13 protein-coding genes and 1 pseudogene are annotated in these 17,180 nt (G+C 70.3%); 7 read left to right on the top strand and 7 right to left on the bottom strand.

Features of this window, described 5'->3' with window-relative positions; genetic code table 11:
• Window positions 1–3 precede the first annotated feature (3 nt).
• A complete protein-coding gene (gene thpR, locus PV682_RS27240) occupies window positions 4–573 on the bottom strand; it encodes an RNA 2',3'-cyclic phosphodiesterase (RefSeq protein ID WP_319734378.1) in 570 nt (189 codons plus the stop codon).
• A gap of 33 nt (window positions 574–606) precedes the next feature.
• On the opposite strand from thpR, the gene PV682_RS27235 reads away from it, so the two are divergent.
• On the top strand, window positions 607–1,125 hold the full coding sequence (locus tag PV682_RS27235) for a GNAT family N-acetyltransferase (protein ID WP_319734376.1): 519 nt from the start codon (window positions 607–609) through the stop codon (window positions 1,123–1,125).
• Window positions 1,126–1,339: 214 nt separating this feature from the next.
• On the opposite strand, the gene PV682_RS27230 is transcribed toward PV682_RS27235, so the two are convergent.
• On the bottom strand, window positions 1,340–2,635 hold the full coding sequence (locus PV682_RS27230; protein ID WP_319734374.1) for an MFS transporter: 1,296 nt from the start codon (window positions 2,633–2,635) through the stop codon (window positions 1,340–1,342).
• Window positions 2,636–2,845: 210 nt separating this feature from the next.
• Window positions 2,846–3,283 carry a MarR family winged helix-turn-helix transcriptional regulator gene (locus tag PV682_RS27225; RefSeq protein WP_187748958.1) on the bottom strand — a complete coding sequence of 146 codons (438 nt, stop codon included), beginning with the start codon at window positions 3,281–3,283 and terminating at the stop codon, window positions 2,846–2,848.
• A 165-nt stretch (window positions 3,284–3,448) separates the two neighbouring features.
• Between PV682_RS27225 and PV682_RS27220 the strand changes: the two genes are divergently transcribed.
• Window positions 3,449–3,631 (top strand): ribbon-helix-helix protein, CopG family, encoded by a 183-nt coding sequence (locus tag PV682_RS27220; RefSeq protein WP_055722695.1) that lies wholly within the window; start codon window positions 3,449–3,451, stop codon window positions 3,629–3,631.
• 77 nt (window positions 3,632–3,708) lie between these two features.
• On the opposite strand, the gene PV682_RS27215 is transcribed toward PV682_RS27220, so the two are convergent.
• Window positions 3,709–5,115 carry an NCS2 family permease gene (locus PV682_RS27215; RefSeq protein ID WP_319734370.1) on the bottom strand — a complete coding sequence of 469 codons (1,407 nt, stop codon included), beginning with the start codon at window positions 5,113–5,115 and terminating at the stop codon, window positions 3,709–3,711.
• 117 nt (window positions 5,116–5,232) lie between these two features.
• Here PV682_RS27215 and PV682_RS27210 point away from each other — a divergent pair, with 117 nt between their 5' ends.
• Both PV682_RS27210 and PV682_RS27205 read left to right on the top strand, forming a co-directional pair.
• Window positions 5,233–5,526, top strand: coding sequence for a DUF2530 domain-containing protein (locus tag PV682_RS27210; RefSeq protein ID WP_319734368.1), 294 nt, complete (start codon window positions 5,233–5,235; stop codon window positions 5,524–5,526).
• A 142-nt stretch (window positions 5,527–5,668) separates the two neighbouring features.
• Window positions 5,669–8,050 carry a cation-translocating P-type ATPase gene (locus PV682_RS27205; protein ID WP_319734366.1) on the top strand — a complete coding sequence of 794 codons (2,382 nt, stop codon included), beginning with the start codon at window positions 5,669–5,671 and terminating at the stop codon, window positions 8,048–8,050.
• Between the two features lie 91 nt (window positions 8,051–8,141).
• On the opposite strand, the gene PV682_RS27200 is transcribed toward PV682_RS27205, so the two are convergent.
• Both PV682_RS27200 and PV682_RS27195 read right to left on the bottom strand, forming a co-directional pair.
• On the bottom strand, window positions 8,142–8,942 hold the full coding sequence (locus tag PV682_RS27200) for a hypothetical protein (protein ID WP_319734364.1): 801 nt from the start codon (window positions 8,940–8,942) through the stop codon (window positions 8,142–8,144).
• 153 nt (window positions 8,943–9,095) lie between these two features.
• A complete protein-coding gene (locus PV682_RS27195; protein ID WP_319734362.1) occupies window positions 9,096–12,377 on the bottom strand; it encodes a sacsin N-terminal ATP-binding-like domain-containing protein in 3,282 nt (1,093 codons plus the stop codon).
• Window positions 12,378–12,704: 327 nt separating this feature from the next.
• On the opposite strand from PV682_RS27195, the gene PV682_RS27190 reads away from it, so the two are divergent.
• The 3 genes and pseudogenes from PV682_RS27190 to PV682_RS27180 all read left to right on the top strand — a co-directional run.
• On the top strand, window positions 12,705–13,871 hold the full coding sequence (locus PV682_RS27190; RefSeq protein WP_319734494.1) for a Fic family protein: 1,167 nt from the start codon (window positions 12,705–12,707) through the stop codon (window positions 13,869–13,871).
• Window positions 13,872–13,963: 92 nt separating this feature from the next.
• Complete coding sequence (locus PV682_RS27185; protein ID WP_319734360.1) at window positions 13,964–14,452, top strand: ATP-binding protein; 489 nt, start codon at window positions 13,964–13,966, stop codon at window positions 14,450–14,452.
• 218 nt (window positions 14,453–14,670) lie between these two features.
• A pseudogene (locus tag PV682_RS27180) lies at window positions 14,671–15,543 on the top strand (hypothetical protein); the annotation flags it as partial.
• A 398-nt stretch (window positions 15,544–15,941) separates the two neighbouring features.
• Here PV682_RS27180 and PV682_RS27175 read toward each other — a convergent pair.
• Entirely contained in the window at window positions 15,942–16,862 is a 921-nt protein-coding gene (locus PV682_RS27175) for a DUF3027 domain-containing protein (RefSeq protein WP_319734358.1), read from the bottom strand.
• Window positions 16,863–17,180 lie beyond the last annotated feature (318 nt).

Here is a 17,180-nt window from a genome sequence, read left to right as displayed (position 1 = left end):
AGCCTAACCGCCCCCGCCGAGCCCCCACCGACCGACCACCTCATAGCGCGGCCTCTCCCCCGCCACCCCCGACCGCGGCAGCTCGCTCCGCATCAGCGCCAGTTCCCCGACGCGCCACCCCCGCCCGGAGAACCGGCCCAGCGCGCCGACGTACGCCTCCGGAGCCACGCCCTCCCGACCGCGCGCCAGCGTCAGGTGCGGCTTGTAGCGCCGGTGCTCCATCTCCACCCCGGCCCTGCGCCCCGCCGCCTCCGCCCGGTCCGCGAGCAGCCGCAGTGCCGCGACCTCTCCCGCCGCCCCGGCCCACACGACCCGCCCCTGCCCGAACTGCCCGCCCCCGCGCACGGCGAGTTCGAAGGGCTCGGTGCGACCGGCCGCGCGCTCCAGCCGGGCCGACAGTTCCGGTACGGCGTCGTCGTCGACGTCACCGTAGAACGCGAGGGTGAAGTGCCACCCCTCCCGCCCGGTCCAGCGCAGCGCGTCCGCGCCGGGCAGCGTGCGCAACTCACCCACCACGGCGTCGAGTTCGGCACGGACCCGGTCCGGCGGCAGGACTGCGGCGAAGAGTCTCATACCGGGATTGTGCCGCCCGGCATGATGGTCGGCATGGAGATCGCGATCAGAGAAGGCACCCCGGACGACATACCCGTCATACTCGCCATGCTCGACAGCGCCGTGGAGTGGCTGGCCGCGCAGGGCCGTACGGGCCAGTGGGGGTCGAAGCCGCTCTCGGAGAACCCGAAGACGCTGGAGTCGGTGACCCGGTACATGGACGAGGGTGTGACGTACATCGCGGAGGCGGACGGCGTACCGGCCGCGACCCTCACCCTCACCGACGCCCCCGGCGCCTACCTCGCCCACCTCCCCTCCCCCGGCGAACCCGAGCGCTACATCCACTGGCTCGCCTCGGACCGCCGTTTCAAGGGCCACGGCATCGGCAGCGCCCTCCTCACCCATGCCGCCGGAGCGACCCACGCGGCCGGAGTGTCCCTCCTGCGCGTCGACTGCTACGCGGGCGACGACCGAGGGCTGGTCGCCTACTACGAGGCCAACGGCTTCACGCCGACCCACGCGTTCACCGTGAACGACAGCTGGCCGGGGCAACTCCTGGAACGCCGCGTCTGACCCTCGTACCCCTCCAGAGCCATCAACCCCCGTGCCCCCTCACCCCGTACACCCCGTCCCCCTCCAGAGCCACGCCGCCGCGCCACTCCACGGACGTACGACGGGTACGGCGTACCCCGGACCCACCCGAGCCCGGGTCACGCCGTACCCCTACCCCCGTACCACTACCTCGGTACCCCCGCCCCCGTACACCCCCGGGGTTACCCCCCCAGAGTTACGCCGCCCGAGCCAACCCCGCCTCGGCCCCGGCCTCTTCCCCCACCGGACCCCGTGGCACGAACCGCACCCGCGGATGCCCCCCATTCCACCCGAAGGAGAGCCGCAACCCTCCGACACGTGTCAGCACGAGCCCGATCGCGACGGCGGCCAGCAGGGAGATCGCGCCCCCGACGGCGAGGCCGGCCCGCACCCCGTACGCGTCGGTGATCCACCCGGCGATCGGCGCGCCCACCGGCGAGCCGCCGAGGAAGACCATCATGTAGAGGGCCATGACGCGCCCGCGCATGGCGGGGTCGGTGGACATCTGGATGCCCGTGTTCGCCGTGACGTTGACGGTCATGCCGAACATGCCGATCGGCACCATGAACAGGGCGAACAGCCACAGCGAGGGCGCGAACGCGGCGGCCAGCTCGACCGCGCCGAAGGCGACCGCAGCCCCGATCAGCACCCGCATCCGCGAGGTCCCCCGCCGCGCGGCGAGCAGCGCGCCCGCGAGCGAGCCGACGGCCATCAGCGTGTTGAAGAGGCTGTAGGACCCGGCGCCCGCGTGGAAGACGTCGTCGGCGAAGGCGGAGAGGTAGACGGGGAAGTTGAACCCGAACGTGCCGATGAACCCGACGAGCGCGATCGTCCAGATCAGGTCGGGCCGCCCGGCGACGTAGCGCAGCCCCTCGCGCAACTGCCCCTTGGCGCGCGGCGCGCGCTCGACGGCGTGCAGCTCGCGCCCGCGCATGAGCAGCAGGCCGGCGATGGGGGCGACGAAGGACAGCCCGTTGAAGAGGAACGCCCAGCCGGTGCCGACCCCGGTGATCATCAGACCGGCGACGGCGGGTCCGACGAGCCGCGCGGACTGGAAGTTCGCGGAGTTCAGGCTGACCGCGTTCTGGAGCTGGCCAGGGCCGACCATCTCGGAGACGAAGGACTGGCGCGCCGGGTTGTCGACGACGGTCGCGAGTCCCACGGCGAAGGCGGCGACGTAGACGTGCCACACCTGGACGTGTCCGGAGAGGGTCAGGGCGGCGAGCGCTATGCCGGCGACGCCCATCGACGTCTGCGTGACCAGCAGGGTCGGGCGCTTGGGGAAGCGGTCGACGAGGACACCGCCGTACAGCCCGAACAGCAGCATCGGCAGGAACTGGAGCGCGGTGGTGACGCCGACGGCGGTCGCGGAGCCGGTGAGGCTGAGGACGAGCCAGTCCTGGGCGATGCGCTGCATCCAGGTGCCGATGTTGGAGACGACCTGGCCGAGGAAGAAGAGGCGGTAGTTGCGGACCGTCAGCGAGCTGAACATCGAGGACTTGCGGGCGGGTTCCGCGGGGTCCGCGGCCGGCTCCGGTCCCTCGGAAGTACTAGGGGTACTAAGGGTGCCCTCCGAAGTACTACGGGCACTACGGGTACTACGGGTATCCCCCGGGGGTCCCTCCGGGGTCGTGCGGATCGGTGCGGGTGCGGAGTCTGCTCCGGGTCCCGGACTCAAAGGGGTTCGCCTCCTTGTGACTGCCTACAGATGCGCGAGCTTCTCCAGCACGGGGGCGGCGGCCTTCAGCTTCGCCCACTCGTCGTCGTCGAGCTCTTCCGCCAGACCGGCCAGGAACGCGTTCCGCTTGCGGCGGCTCTGCTCCAGCATGGATTCGGCCTGCTCGGTCTGGGTGACCACTTTCTGGCGCCGGTCCTCGGGGTGCGGCTCCAGGCTGACCAGCCCCTTGGCCTCCAGGAGGGCCACGATGCGGGTCATGGAGGGCGGCTGGACGTGCTCCTTGCGCGCCAGCTCGCCGGGGGTGGCGCTGCCGCAGCGCGACAGCGTCCCGAGCACCGACATCTCGGTCGGGCTCAGCGACTCGTCCACCCGCTGGTGTTTCAGTCTGCGGGAGAGCCGCATCACGGCTGATCTGAGGTCGTTCACGGCGGCGGCATCGTCGTCGTGGGTGAGGTCCGGCATGTTTCTTAGCCTAACTCATTACTCTGGCTAAATACCAGCCGGAACGCGCCGGTCCGCCCGTGATACCCACCACTGGGCGCCCTCACAGCACTTTTTCACTCAAACGGGTGACAGGGTCCCAGAAGCCCTCCCATCACCCCGAACCGTCCCGCGACCCTCGTACCCATGGGGACCACAGTGCTCAGCCTGCGAATAGACCACGAGCTGCTCGAACGGCTCCGGCACCACGCGGCCAGAAGAGGAATGAGCGTCCAGGACTATGTCGTCCGGACGCTCGTTCGCGATGACTTCGACGAGCGGTTCCAGGCCGCCGTCGAGGAGACGGAGAAGTTCTACGGGCTCACCTGAGGAGCGTTACCTCTCAGGTAGCCCCCGGATACCCCTCAGGTAGTCCCCGGGTACCTCTCAAGGTCGGGCCTGCCCGATCAGGTGAGACCCAGTGCCGGCATCAGGTAGTAGAACGCGAACACCGCCGACACCACGTACATGGCCACCGGCACCTCCCGCCCGCGCCCAGCGGCCAGGCGCAGGACGGCGAAGGCGATGAAGCCCATGCCGATGCCGTTGGTGATGGAGTACGTGAACGGCATCATCACCATCGTGATGAAGGCCGGGATCGCGATGGTGTGGTCGGCCCAGTCGATCTCCTTGACCGAGCCCGCCAGGATCAGGAACCCGACCGCGAGCAGCGCCGGGGTCGCGGCCTGCGAGGGGACCATGGTCGCGACCGGCGTGAGGAACAGCGCGACGGCGAAGAGCGCGCCGGTGACGACGTTCGCGAAGCCGGTCCGCGCGCCCTCGCCGACCCCGGCGGTGGACTCGACGAAGCAGGTGGTGGCCGAGGAGGAGGTCGCGCCACCGGCGGCGACGGCGATGCCGTCCACGAACAGGACCTTGTTGATCCCGGGCATCTGGCCGGACGCGTCGGTCAGCTTCGCCTCGTCCGAGACACCCATGATCGTGCCCATGGCGTCGAAGAAGCAGGACAGCAGGACGGTGAAGACGAACAGGATCCCGGTCAGTACGCCGACCTCGCCGAACCCGCCGAACAGGCTGACCTTCCCGATCAGCCCGAAGTCGGGGGTGGCTACGGGGTTACCGGGCCACTTCGGGGTCGTCAGACCCCAGGACTGCACGTGTACGACCGCCTCGATGATCATCGCGAGTACGGTCATGGCGACGATGGAGATGAGGATCGCGCCCGGCACCTTGCGGACGATGAGGGCGAGGGTGAGCAGCGCGCCGAGCACGAAGACCAGGACCGGCCACCCCAGGAGGTGACCGCCGGTGCCGAGCTGGAGCGGCACGGTCGTGTGGGCGGCGTCGGGGATACGGCTGACGAAGCCGGAGTCGACGAGCCCGATCAGCATGATGAACAGGCCGATACCGATCGAGATCGCCTTGCGCAGCCCGAACGGCACCGCGTTCATGACCCGCTCGCGCAGCCCGGTCGCCACCAGCAGCATGACGATCAGACCGGCGAGGACGACCATGCCCATCGCGTCGGGCCAGGACATCCGGGGCGCGAGCTGGAGCGCGACGACGGAGTTGACGCCGAGGCCCGCGGCGAGCGCGATCGGGACGTTGCCGATGACACCCATCAGCAGTGTCGTGAAAGCGGCGGTGAGGCAGGTCGCGGTGACGAGCTGGCCGTTGTCCAGCTGATGTCCGTACATGTCCTTCGCGCTTCCGAGAATGATCGGGTTGAGCACGATGATGTACGCCATCGCGAAGAAAGTGGCGAAACCACCTCGAACCTCCCGGGACAGCGTGCTGCCGCGTTCGGAGATCCTGAAGTAGCGGTCGAGGGCGCCGAGGGCCGGGGTAGGCATCGTTTGGTGGTTCCTACGAAGAGAAGCGGTCACGTGTAATCGGTTTCAGTATGAACATATGAGGAAGGAAACAACCATCTCCGCGCGTAGATGTAATCGCCTCGTAAGCTAAGGCCCATGGCGAAGTGGACACCCCAGCACGAGGCGCCGGAGCCCCTGGAGGGCCCCGTGGTCGCGACCATCACCGGCGGCACGATCCTGTGGTTCGTCCTCTTCCTCGCCCAGCTCCCCTTCTACGGGTGGTACGACGAGCACGGCCACCTCTGGTGGGTGTGGACCTGCCTCGCGGGTGCCGGGCTCGGCCTGTTCGGCATCTGGTTCGTCCGGCGCAGGGACGCGGCGATCAAGCGGGACGCGGCGCTGAAGGCGTCGGAGTCGCCGGAGGCGTCGTCGCCGGTAGCTCCCGAGTAGTACGGGTATGACGGGGGTCGTCCCTGTAGTACCCCCGTAGGTGACACCCCCTACAACCAGGGCACTACGCCCCTCCTCCCCGAGTCGGATCTTCGGCACCCTCAGCGGGTGAACCGGGCGATCCACACGTACCGTCGTTGGCATGGCCCACACCGATGCGGCTGACGCCGTACCAGTCGCCCCGGCGCTCCCGGCGTCCGGACTGACCACCGCCGAGGTCGCGGAGCGCGTCGCGCGCGGCGAGGTCAACGACGTCCCGGTCCGCAGCAGTCGTACGTTCGGGGAGATCGTCCGGGCGAACGTCTTCACCCGGTTCAACGCGATCATCGGCGTCCTGTGGCTGATCACCCTGGTCGTGGCGCCCATCCAGGACGGGCTGTTCGGGTTCGTGATCCTCGCCAACACCGGGATCGGCATCGTCCAGGAGTGGCGGGCCAAGAAGACCCTGGACTCCCTCGCGGTGATCGGCGAGGCGCGGCCGACGGTACGGCGCGACGGTGCCGCGGTCGAGGTCGGCACCTCGGAGATCGTGCTGGACGACCTGATAGAGATCGGCCCCGGCGACAAGATCGTCGTGGACGGCGCCTGCGTCGAGGCCGACGGCCTGGAGATCGACGAGTCGCTGCTGACCGGCGAGGCGGACCCGGTCGTCAAACGCCCCGGCGACCAGGTGATGTCCGGGAGTTTCGTGGTCGCGGGCGGCGGGGCGTTCCGGGCGACGAAGGTGGGCCGTGAGGCGTACGCCGCTCAACTCGCCGAGGAAGCCTCGCGGTTCACGCTGGTCCACTCCGAACTGCGCACCGGTATCTCGACGATCCTCAAGTACGTGACGTGGATGATGATTCCGGCCGCGATCGGCCTCGTCATCACCCAACTCGTCGTCAAGGAGAACGACTTCAAGGACTCCGTCGCCCGCACGATCGGCGGCATCGTCCCGATGGTCCCCGAGGGCCTGGTCCTGCTCACCTCGGTCGCCTTCGCGATCGGCGTCATCCGGCTGGGCCGACAGCAGTGCCTCGTCCAGGAGTTGCCGGCGATCGAGGGCCTGGCCCGCGTCGACACGGTCTGCCTCGACAAGACCGGCACCCTCACCGAGGGCGGCATGGACGTCACCGAGCTGCGCGTCCTCGACGGCCACGACGAGTCGTACGTACGCCAAGTCCTGGGCGCCCTGGGCGAGTCGGACCCGCGGCCCAACGCCTCGCTGCAAGCGGTCATCGACGCCTACCCCGACGCGGAGGACTGGCGCTGCACCGAGTCGCTGCCCTTCTCCTCCGCCCGCAAGTACAGCGGCGCGAGCTTCAGCGAGGCCGGCGGGGAGTCGAGCACCTGGCTGCTGGGGGCGCCGGACGTGCTGCTGAGCGCGAGCGCCCCCGCCCTCGCGGAGACCGAGCGGCTCAACGAACAGGGCCTGCGTGTCCTGCTGTTGGCGCGTACGGCCCGTGATCTGGGCGATCCCGACGTCGCCGTAGGTGTTGAACCGGCCGCCCTTGTCGTGCTGGAGCAGCGGCTGCGGCCCGACGCGGCGGAGACCCTGCGGTACTTCGCCGACCAGAACGTCCAGGCGAAGGTCATCTCCGGGGACAACGCGGTGTCCGTCGGCGCGGTCGCCGGGAAGCTGGGCCTGTCGGGAAAGGCCGTGGACGCGCGCCAACTCCCCTCCGACCGGGAGGAGATGGCCAAGGCGCTCGACGAGGGCACGGTGTTCGGGCGGGTCACTCCGCAGCAGAAGCGGGAGATGGTCGCGGCGCTCCAGTCTCGGGGGCACACCGTCGCGATGACCGGTGACGGCGTCAACGACGTCCTCGCCCTCAAGGACGCGGACATCGGCGTCTCGATGGGCTCCGGGTCCGAGGCGACGCGGGCCGTCGCGCAGATCGTGCTCCTCAACAACAGCTTCGCGACGCTGCCTTCGGTCGTCGCCGAGGGGCGCCGGGTCATCGGGAACATCACCCGCGTGGCGACGCTGTTCCTCGTCAAGACCGTTTACTCGGTGCTGCTCGCGCTGCTGGTGGTGTGCTGGCAGGTCGAATACCCCTTCCTGCCCCGGCACTTGACCCTGCTGTCCACGCTGACCATCGGAATTCCCGCGTTCTTCCTCGCCCTTGCGCCCAACAAGGAGCGGGCGCGGCCCCACTTCGTACGGCGCGTGATGCGGTACTCGATCCCCGGCGGGGTGATCGCGGCGGTGGCCACCTTCACGTCGTATCTGATCGCCCGTCACTACTACACGGGGGCCGATGCGTTGGACGCTGAGACCAGTGCGGCGACGCTGACGCTGTTCCTGGTGTCGATGTGGGTGCTGGCGATCGTGGCGCGGCCGTACACGTGGTGGCGGGTGCTGCTCGTCGCGACGATGGGGCTGTCGTTCCTCGTCGTGCTCGCCGTGCCGTGGCTCCAGCACTTCTTCGCGCTGAAGCTGGTGGGGACGACGATGCCGTGGATCGCGGTGGGGATCGCCGTGGCGGCGTCGGCGGTGCTGGAGGTCGTGTGGCGGTGGGTGGACCGGCGGTTCGCGGACTAGGCCCTGAGCGAGGAGAGCGCGGCACCTGTTTCCGGGTGCCGCGCTCTTGCGTGTCTCAGGAGGCGTACCTCTTAAGGGGTAGTACCCGAGGTCAGCGGACGTCGACGTAGTCGGCCGCCGAGGCGACCGCGCCCGTCGTCGACGTAGCCACGAAGTTGTACCGGTAGTACCCGTCGGCCGTGGCCTTGACCGTGGTGCTCAGGGTGCCCTTGGCCGTGGTCTTGACGGACTTGACGGTCGTCCAGGTCTTGGCGCCGGCCTTCTTGTACTGGAGCTGGACCGTCTGCGCGCCGTAACCGGCGTACTTGTTGGTCTCCCAGTTGGCGCGGGTGAGGGTGCCCTTGACCGTGATGGTCCGGCCCTTCTTCACCGGCTCCGGGGTGGCGTCGGTGGTGAGCTTGGCCTGGCGCAGGAGCTTGGTGGAGCCGAGGTCGCCCTGCCAGGTCTCGCCGGCCTTGTTCGTGTGGACGGCGACGGCGCCGACCTTCCAGGCACCGGACTCGGAGTTGATGAGGTCGCCGTCGGTGACGTTGAAGACCAAGGCGGCCGTGCAGTTCAGGACCGTCTTGGAGGCAGCTGCGGCCTTGCAGGTGCCGGGGTTCTCGCTGATGAACATGTCCGACGGCTTGGCGATCGTCGCGCCGCGGTAGATCACCGGACCGCTCTGGAACGACTTCGCGTCCAGACCCTCCGGCTTGGTCACGGTGTACGTGACGGGGAAGGAGGCCCGGCCGGAAGCACCGACCACGAGGGTCTTGGCGATCTTGACGTTGGAGAAGGTCACCTTCGGACCGGCGGCGGCCGGAGCGGCCTGCGCGGCGGGAGCGGCGAGGGCGGAGAGTGCCACGGCGCCCAGGACGGCGGCAGCGGTGGCGGTGGCGCGTATGCGCATGTGCGTTCCCCAGTGAAAATGAATGTCCAGGGAGTCTGTTGACTCACGCGTGAGACCCGTAGCCCTTGGGAACAGTTGTGCGGATGTGAGGGCATTTGGTGAAACCTTTACCCTGAACACCCCGATCCCTCTCAAGAGCTACGGGTCCACCCCTCAGTCGAACCAGCGGTCCCGCGCCAGCTCCGCCGTCCTGGACGGGTCCTCCAGCAGCGCCGCCACCTCGAACCGCCGCGGCCACTGCCCCGCCGCCCACGCGAGCCCGGCGGCGACGCCTTCGAGGGTCGACGCGTGGAGCACCCCGTCGTCGGTGAGCCGCCAGTCGATCTCGACGCCGTCGACGATCAACTCGTCGTGTTCCACGTAGGACTTGGGGGTACGGGGGCCGAGGAGCACGGCCACGGAGTCGGGTACGTCGTGTTCGGCGCCCTCGGAGTCGACCCCGCCGGTGACGGACTCGCTGAGGCGGCGCACCTGGAAGAGTTCCGCCAACTCGGCTGCCCTGGTGGGGCGTACGGGCAGCAGGGGGGTGCCGTCGGTGAAGGGGAGGAGGTCCGGGGAGTCGACGACGACGGCGTCGGCCGCGTCCACGACGTCCACCGAGCCGTCGACCACGGCCCTCAAGTCGTCCGGCAGCGTGACCTGTTCGGGGTCGAGGTCGGCCAAGGCGCCGTAGAGGCCGTGGAGTTGGGCCGGGGTGACCTCGCGGTCCGGGTCGGCGAGGCGTTCCAGGAGTTCGGCGGCGCCGCCGGGCTCTTCGAGGAGCGCGGACACGGACGTGCGGACTCCCAGGGCGCGCAGCACCTGTTCGTCGTCGAAGCCGGTCGCGTCGGCCTCGTCGTACAGCCCGTGCAGCAGCGGGTCGCCGCCCGCCGCGAGCAGGCCCGCCGGTCGGCGGCCGTCGAGGACCGGGTGCCCCCTCAACCACCAGGCGGTGTACGGCCGTACGACCTCGTGGGTGCCGTCGGGCAGCAGGATCCGCAGCGGCTGGACCAGGGCGTCGCGCAGCGGCGGCTGTGCCAGCAGGGCCAGCGCCTGGGGCCACTTGTCGTCGTCCACGAGGTCCAGGTCGCGGACGGCGACTAGTTCCGTCGCGACCGGGGGGACCGGCGAGTCGGGGAAGCGGTCGAGGACGTCCTCGGCCCAGACGTCGACGGCGTCCAGCAGGCCCGCGTCGTCGGGTTCGGCGAAGTCGCCCTCGCGGGGCTCCAGTTCGTCGGGGTCGAGGACGACGTCGGTGGCGCGGACCAGGGCGAAGTTCGCGAGCACGCCGCAGGCGGTGAGGGGCTGTTCGCCCCACTTCTCCGCCAACTCGTGGTCGACCTCGGCGAGTTCGTCGGCGCGGATGACGGAGGCGAACGGGCTGCCGGGCAGGACGAGTTCACCGGCGGGCACGAGTTCACCGTCCTCGTCGGGCAGCGCGAGGGCGCCGAGCCAGGGTTCGTCGCCGGGTTCGAGGCCCGCCTCGCGGACGAGGGCGAGCACGGTGTCCGCCAACTCCTCGGCGTCCGGGGCGTCTTCGTCCCAGGCGCCGTCGTCGTCGTCCAGGGAGGCGGCGACGGCCGCGCGGACCTGGGGAGTTGTCAGGACGGCGCGCGGGGTCGCCGAGAGCGCGCCGAGCTTCTCCAGCAGGGGGTGCGCGGCGTCCTCGTGGGCGACCTTGAGGCCGAGGCGGGCGAGGACCTCCGGGTCGGTGCCGGTCGCCGTGTCGGGGAGGGGGAGGAGGATCTGGCGGGGGCCGATGGTGGTACGGCCGTCGGCGAGGGGGACGGGCAGGCCGGAGAGGCGGTCCGGGTCGGTGCCCGCGAGGCTGTCGTACAGCCGGTACCACCAGTCCGGGTCCTTCTCCAGCCCGGCGAGCCGGTCGATGACGTCCGCGAGGGGGACGCGGGGGACGCCGAGGGTGCGCAGTTCGACGCGGCGTTCGAGTCCGGCGGGGAGGAGGGTGGGGAGGACTTCGGCGAGGACGCGGACGGTGTCGGCTCCGGCGCCCTCGACGATCTCGGCGTCGCGGGGGCGGAGGGCTTCGGGGAGGAGTACTTCGGGGGTAGCTCCCGGGTCGTCGGCCGGGAGTCGTAGTACCTCGGAGGTAGCTCCCTGGTCGTCCCCCGGCAGGGGTAGTACCTCGGAGCCAGGGGCGTCGGCAGCACTTCCGGTGTACAGCTCCCCGGCGACACCGAAGGCCGGTCCGGCCGTCTCGCCTCGTCGGTCTCCCTGTGCTGCGGCGGGCGGCAGGAACGCGGTGCGCGGCAGCCGCTCCAGCACGGCCTGGCGGAGCGCCCCGTCCAGCTCGCCCTTGCCGAGCGGGCCGGGGACGAGGTCGATGATGCCGGTGCCCACGGGGCGCCAGTCCGCGAGGAGTTGGGCGTACGCGTCGGCCGCGCGCTGGACCAGGAAGTCGGTCAGGGGGCCGGGTGCGGCGTGGCGGCGGATGGTGTCGAGAGGGAAGGAGGCGATGAGGAGGGCGGGGACGCCGAGGGGTTCGTCGCTGGGGGTGGGGGCGTGCAGGACGGGCGCGGTCCGGGGTCGTACCGGTAGTCCCTGGGTATCCACCGGCACCGCCCACGTCAACGACCAGTGCGGGCGCAGGCGTTCCTCCACCGGGCGGTCGGCGAGGAGGTCCGGCGCACTCTCGCCGTGCGCGGAGAGGGTGCGCCAGGTCGTCGTACCGTCGCGGGAGTCCTCTACGACCGTGAGGTGACCGTCGGTGCGGCGCCACAGGGTGCGGGCGGGGGTGTCACCCACCTCGACGACGACTTCTTGGAGCCCGGGGAGGGTGAGGAGCAGGCTGTCGTCGACGGCGTCGAGGAGCCGCTCGGCGAGGTCGGCCGCCGCCGTGTCCCGCAGGGGGAGGATGACGGCCGTGTCGTACGTGTCGGGGGCGGTGCCCTCGGCGGCGTACGGCAGGCGTAGTACGGGTACGTGGCCGTCGCGGCGGCGTACCTCGTCGCCCAGACCGGGGCTGTGGCGGGCCGTGTCGGCGGCGAGTTCGCGGGCCTCGGCGAGGGACCAGCGCACCCCGCCGTGCCGTCCGACGACCGCCGGCTCGTCGGTGACGGACAGGACCGCCGCGAAGCCGACGCCGAAGCGGCCGATGGACGGGGTGTCGCGTTTCGCCGAGGCCCTGAGCGTCGCGAGCGACTCGACTCCGGCGGCGTCCAGGGGGGCGCCGGTGTTGGCAGCGACGAGTACGCCTTCACGCAGGGTGAGCCGGAGTCGTCCCGGTACGCCCGCGCGGGCGGCGGCGTCGGCGGCGTTCTGTGCGAGCTCGACGATCAGCCGATCGCGGTAACCCCCGAGTACGAGGTCCTCCTCGGCGTTCGCGTCCTCCCGGAAGCGGGCGGGACTGGTCGCCCAGGCGTCCAGGACTCCGCGTCGCAGCCGGGCGGTGCCGAAGGGGTCGGCGCCCTCCGTCGCGGGCCGCACGAAGTTACTCACGTTCACTCTCCTCATCGGCGTGAGGAGACCGTACCGCTCAGGTCTTACGGGGGTGTACTTCGGTATCACGTGAGCGCCACGCCTGGAGTCACAGCACTCCGGAGGGGGCGAGTGCTTCGTACCTTGAATTTGGCACAGCAGACTTCAAGGTCACACAACGCCAGGGAGTAGCGCCGATTTGGTTAAACTGCCAGCTCAAATGCCCTATGCCCGACCTCGTCCATGGCTCGACACCCTTGAAATCCTCGCGACCAAATTCAAGGTTGCCCGAGTATCCTTGACATTGTGGATGCTGACCTCCTGGGACGATCACCGATCGGCACCTTGGTGCCGATCACTGGCTACGACCCCCGCGCCGGCCGCGAGTATCACGCCGATGCCTACGTCCCGGACAACCTGCCGAACGACGTCGAACTCACCGGACCGACCCATCTGGCAGTCGCGAAGGCCGCCGCTGCCGTGGCGAGGGCCGACCAAGCGGCTCGCCAACTACCCAACCCCCGACTCCTGGTCCGCCCCTCCATCCGGCGCGAGGCGGTGAGCACCTCCGCCCTGGAAGGTACGTACGCCGCATTCACCGACGTCCTCGAAGCCGACTTCAAGGACCAGGCCCAGCTGTCCGCGTCGGTCGCCGAAGTGCTCAACTACGTCCATGCGGCGGAGGAAGCCATCGCCTGGGTGCACGAGCGCCCGATCACCCTCGCGCTGCTCCAGCATCTCCAAGGAATCCTGGTCCGAGGAACCCCCAGCGAGACGCGCGACGCCGGGCAGGTGAGAACGACCCAGGTGTTCATCGGCCTCAACAGCGCCAACGTGGAAGACGCGCGTTTCGTTCCAGTACCGCCCGATCACCGGCTCCGCGACGGCCTGCTCATGTGGGAGGGGTGGATCAACAGCGCCCAGGAGATGCACATCCTCGTGAAAATGGCTCTCGGGCACTACCAGTTCGAGACCCTGCACCCCTTCAACGGCGGAAACGGTCGCCTCGGTCGCCTCGTGGTCATCCTCCAACTCATGGCGGCGGGGGAACTCCAGTACCCCATCCTCAACTTGTCGCCGTGGCTCGAAGTACGCCGCCGGGCCTACCAGGACCACCTGCTCGACGTCAGCGTCACCGGGGACTACAACCCCTGGGTCACGTTCTTCTGCCAGGCCGTGGAGGCACAGGCGTACGAAGCGATGCGCCAGGTCGACGGCCTGATCGAGATCAAGCAGCGGTTCATGGACCAGCTCCGCGCACTGCGAGCCAAGGGGGTTTCGCTCCAGATCGCCGAGGACCTGATCGGTTACCCCATGCTGACGGTGAGGGATGCGGCCGAGCGGTACGGGGTGACGTACCAGGCCGCCAATCAAGCCGTGGCGAAACTCGCCGAGTTGGGCATCCTCACGCAGCGGTCCGAGGGGAACTACGGACGGATCTTCGGGTGCAACGACGTCTTGAGGATCATGCAGCTGCCGCCACCGCCACGACAGACCGCGCTGCCGGTTGCGTGACCGGCGGCGACGGCGTTCAGCGGGCGGCGCAGGCGAGGAAGCCGGTCCACGTGGCGGGGATCACGGCGAGGCGGGGGCTGGAGTCGCGGTACATGGTTCACAAAACTCCCCCGGCCCAGCCCGCGCCCCAACCCACCACCCCCGTCCGCCACTTCAGCGTCCAACTCTCCCCCACCCGACGCGGCGCCCGCCTCGCCCGTCTCCTCTCCACGGAACAACTCCGCTCCTGGGGACTCCCGTTGGACCCCGCCCGTCTCGTCATCGCCGAGCTCGCCAACAACGCCGTCCAGCACGGCCGCGTACCCGGACGGGACTTCCTGCTGCTCCTCCAGGACCTCGGCGGCACCCTGCGCATCGAGGTGTCCGACACGCGGACGGACCGCCTCCCTCAGCCTCAACTCGCCGGGCCCGACGCGGAGTCGGGGTACGGGCTCGCCCTCGTGCACGCGCTGAGCACCGCGTGGGGCGTCACCGAGGGGCCGACCCCGCGCAAAACCGTCTGGGCCGAGATCGCGTTGGGTTCGCCGGGACCCGGGTTTCCGTGTCGCGGTGCTGCCAGCCCCTCCCGAAAGGAACGGTGAGGGAAAAGGAACCCGCCAAACCCCACCCCTCCCGCCCGCGCCCGACGAGCGGGAGCTGAGGTCACTCCCGTGAGTGATGTTCGCCAACCGGACTTGATCTGGGGCGGGTTGTATGCCTTACGCTCTGCCTCACACACCTTCAGAAAACTCAACGGCCCCCGCCGGGACTGGCATCCCAATGCGAGGGCCTCACCACCAAGGAAGAAAGACCCTTCCCGATGGATACCCAAGACATTAACGCGTCCCCGCGTGCCCAGTCCCGTCCCCGTGACGGGAAACACCCGAACCGGCGTCACCCGCACGCAGGTCTGGTTCACGACAACACCCGCCACACCGAACGCTTCACGGTGATCGGCAACCACCTCGCCCAGCACCCGGACCTGTCGCTGCTCGCGATCGGACTCGGCACGCACATCCAGTCACTCCCCGCCGGCACTCCCATCAGCATCAAGGCCCTCACGGGTCGCTTCACCGAGGGCGCCGACCGAATCGCCTCGGGGCTACGGGAGTTGGAGACCCACGGCTACCTCCGCCGCGAACGCCACCAGATCCAGGGCGGGCGCATCGTCACGCGCACCGTCTCCTGCAACCAGCCGGGCCGCACCAACAGGGCTGGCCACAAGGGCAGTTCCACACCTTGCGGCGCGGAGTACGCCGGGGGAGGCCACGGCACGCAGGGCAACACCGGCCCGGACGTGGGCAGTCGGGGCCACAGCGACGGGAGCGACCACGGCGAGGGCCACCGCGTGGGCCACATCGACGACAACACCCCCGGCAGCCAACCTCAGTGCGTCCAGGCCCACGACACCCCGGACCACTCCCCCTGCCACCCGCCCTCACAGCAACCCCGCAAGAAGGCCCTCCCCTCCGTACCCCAGCCCTCCTGCACCACCCCCGGCATCTTCCAGAAAGCCTCCGAGGTCCTCGCCGACCTCCGCCGCCACGACCCCCGCCTCCACCTCTCCGCCGCCGACATCGCCCACCTGGCCCCCGGCGTCGCCGCCTGGCTGGAACGCGAGGTCTCCCCCAGGACCGTACGCCGGGTCCTGGCCGAGAACCTCCCCCTGGACCCCCTCTACCGCCCGGCAGCGTTCGTCGCCCACCGGCTGACGGTACTGCTCCCGCCCCTGCCGTACTTCGGCGCCGGACGCCCGGTACTACCCGTGTACACCACGCCGGACGCGCCCCCGGCGATCGGCGCCGACAGCCTCGTACCCGTACAACCCGTACAACCCGCGCTCCCCCCGGGCCTCCGGAATCCCACGGCCTGCCCCGAGTGCGAGCGCCCCTACCGGCGCCCCACACCCCCGGGCACCCTCTGCCGGGACTGCCGACCGCCTGAGACCGCCGACTGCCTGAGCGCGTAGTACCCGGGTAGTCCCCCGCAGGTAGCCGCCCTCAAGTACTACCTCCCAGGTAGCCGCCCGCAGGTACTACCTCCCAGGTAGTCGCTCCCCGGTACTACCCCGCAGGTACTCCGCCGAACGAGCTACGAGTGCCCCAGCTCAGCCGTCTCCTCGTCCCCGTCCCCCACCGGCACCGACCCCGAATCGGCGGCGGGCCGCAGCGGGAACGGGTCCAGTTGGGTCTCGTCGACCACCGGCAGAGCGGGCCGCGGCGGCGCGGGCATGACCGCCGCCTCGGAGTGGCCGCCGCAGCCGTACGTGAGGGAGACGACGCGACCGTCGGCGGGGGAGAACTCGTTCGCGCAGACGCCGAACGCCCGGCCGAGGCTGCCGCCGATCGGTGTGAGGAAACCGCAGCTCACGCAGGTCGCGGGGGCGGCCTGGGCCATGGGGGTCTGCGCGCCGAACGCCTCTTCCCAGCGGTCGGCGGCGATGTGGAGGCCGTAGCGGGACAGGACGCGGGCGCGGCGCAGGCCGAGTTCGTCGGCGACGGCGGCGATCGTGCCGCGGGTGGGCGGCGTGACGAGGCCGGGCGTGTCCTCGGTGTCGTCGGACGCGGCGGCGAGTTCCGGCGCGGGCTCGTCGTCGCCGGAGTCGCCGGGGGCGAGACGGTCGTCGGCGTACCCGGACTCCAGGCGGTCGTCGTCCGCGTCGGTCGGCAGGAGGTCGCCGGGGCCGAGGTCGCCGGGGCGCAGCCGCTCGCTCCACGGCACCCACTCGGGCGCGAGGACCGCGTCGGGGCCGGGGAGCATGACGACCTCGTCGAGCGTCACGATCTTGGCGCGGGAGGCGCGTGCGACGGTCGCCGCCCAGCGCCAGCCGCGGTAGCCGAGTTCCTTGCACTCGAAGAAGTGGGTGACGACGCGGTCACCCTCGGAGACGAGGCCCACGTGCTCACCGACGACTCCGGGTGCCGCCGCCTCCTCGGCTGCGGTGCGTGCGAGGTCGACGGCCTCGGCGCACAGGCGGTCGGGGGTGCGGCTTCGCGTGGTCGCTGCGCTCACAGGTATCGCTTCTCTCCTACGCCGTCTGTCGGGTGCGGTGTCTCGGGCCGCGGAACGGACGGAGCGGACCTGTGGGCCGCGTCGACGTCCGCGTCCGATCGTGCTCGGGCGCACCTGTGCCATCCATTGTGCGGGATGGCTGAGATACGCACGCTACCTGTTCACGGCCGCTCAGCCCACACCGACGGGACCCGACGGTCGACAACGACACCCGGATCGTCACCCTGAGGTCGTCCCCGGGTAGTACCGGAAGCCCTCCGGCAGCGCCCCGAGCGGCCCTTCCGTACCCGAGGACTACCCGGGTAAACCCGGAGAACT

This window comes from Streptomyces niveiscabiei (genome assembly GCF_033794345.1).
Lineage (GTDB): Bacteria > Actinomycetota > Actinomycetes > Streptomycetales > Streptomycetaceae > Streptomyces > Streptomyces niveiscabiei.
This window is presented reverse-complemented; position numbering and strand designations above follow the sequence as displayed.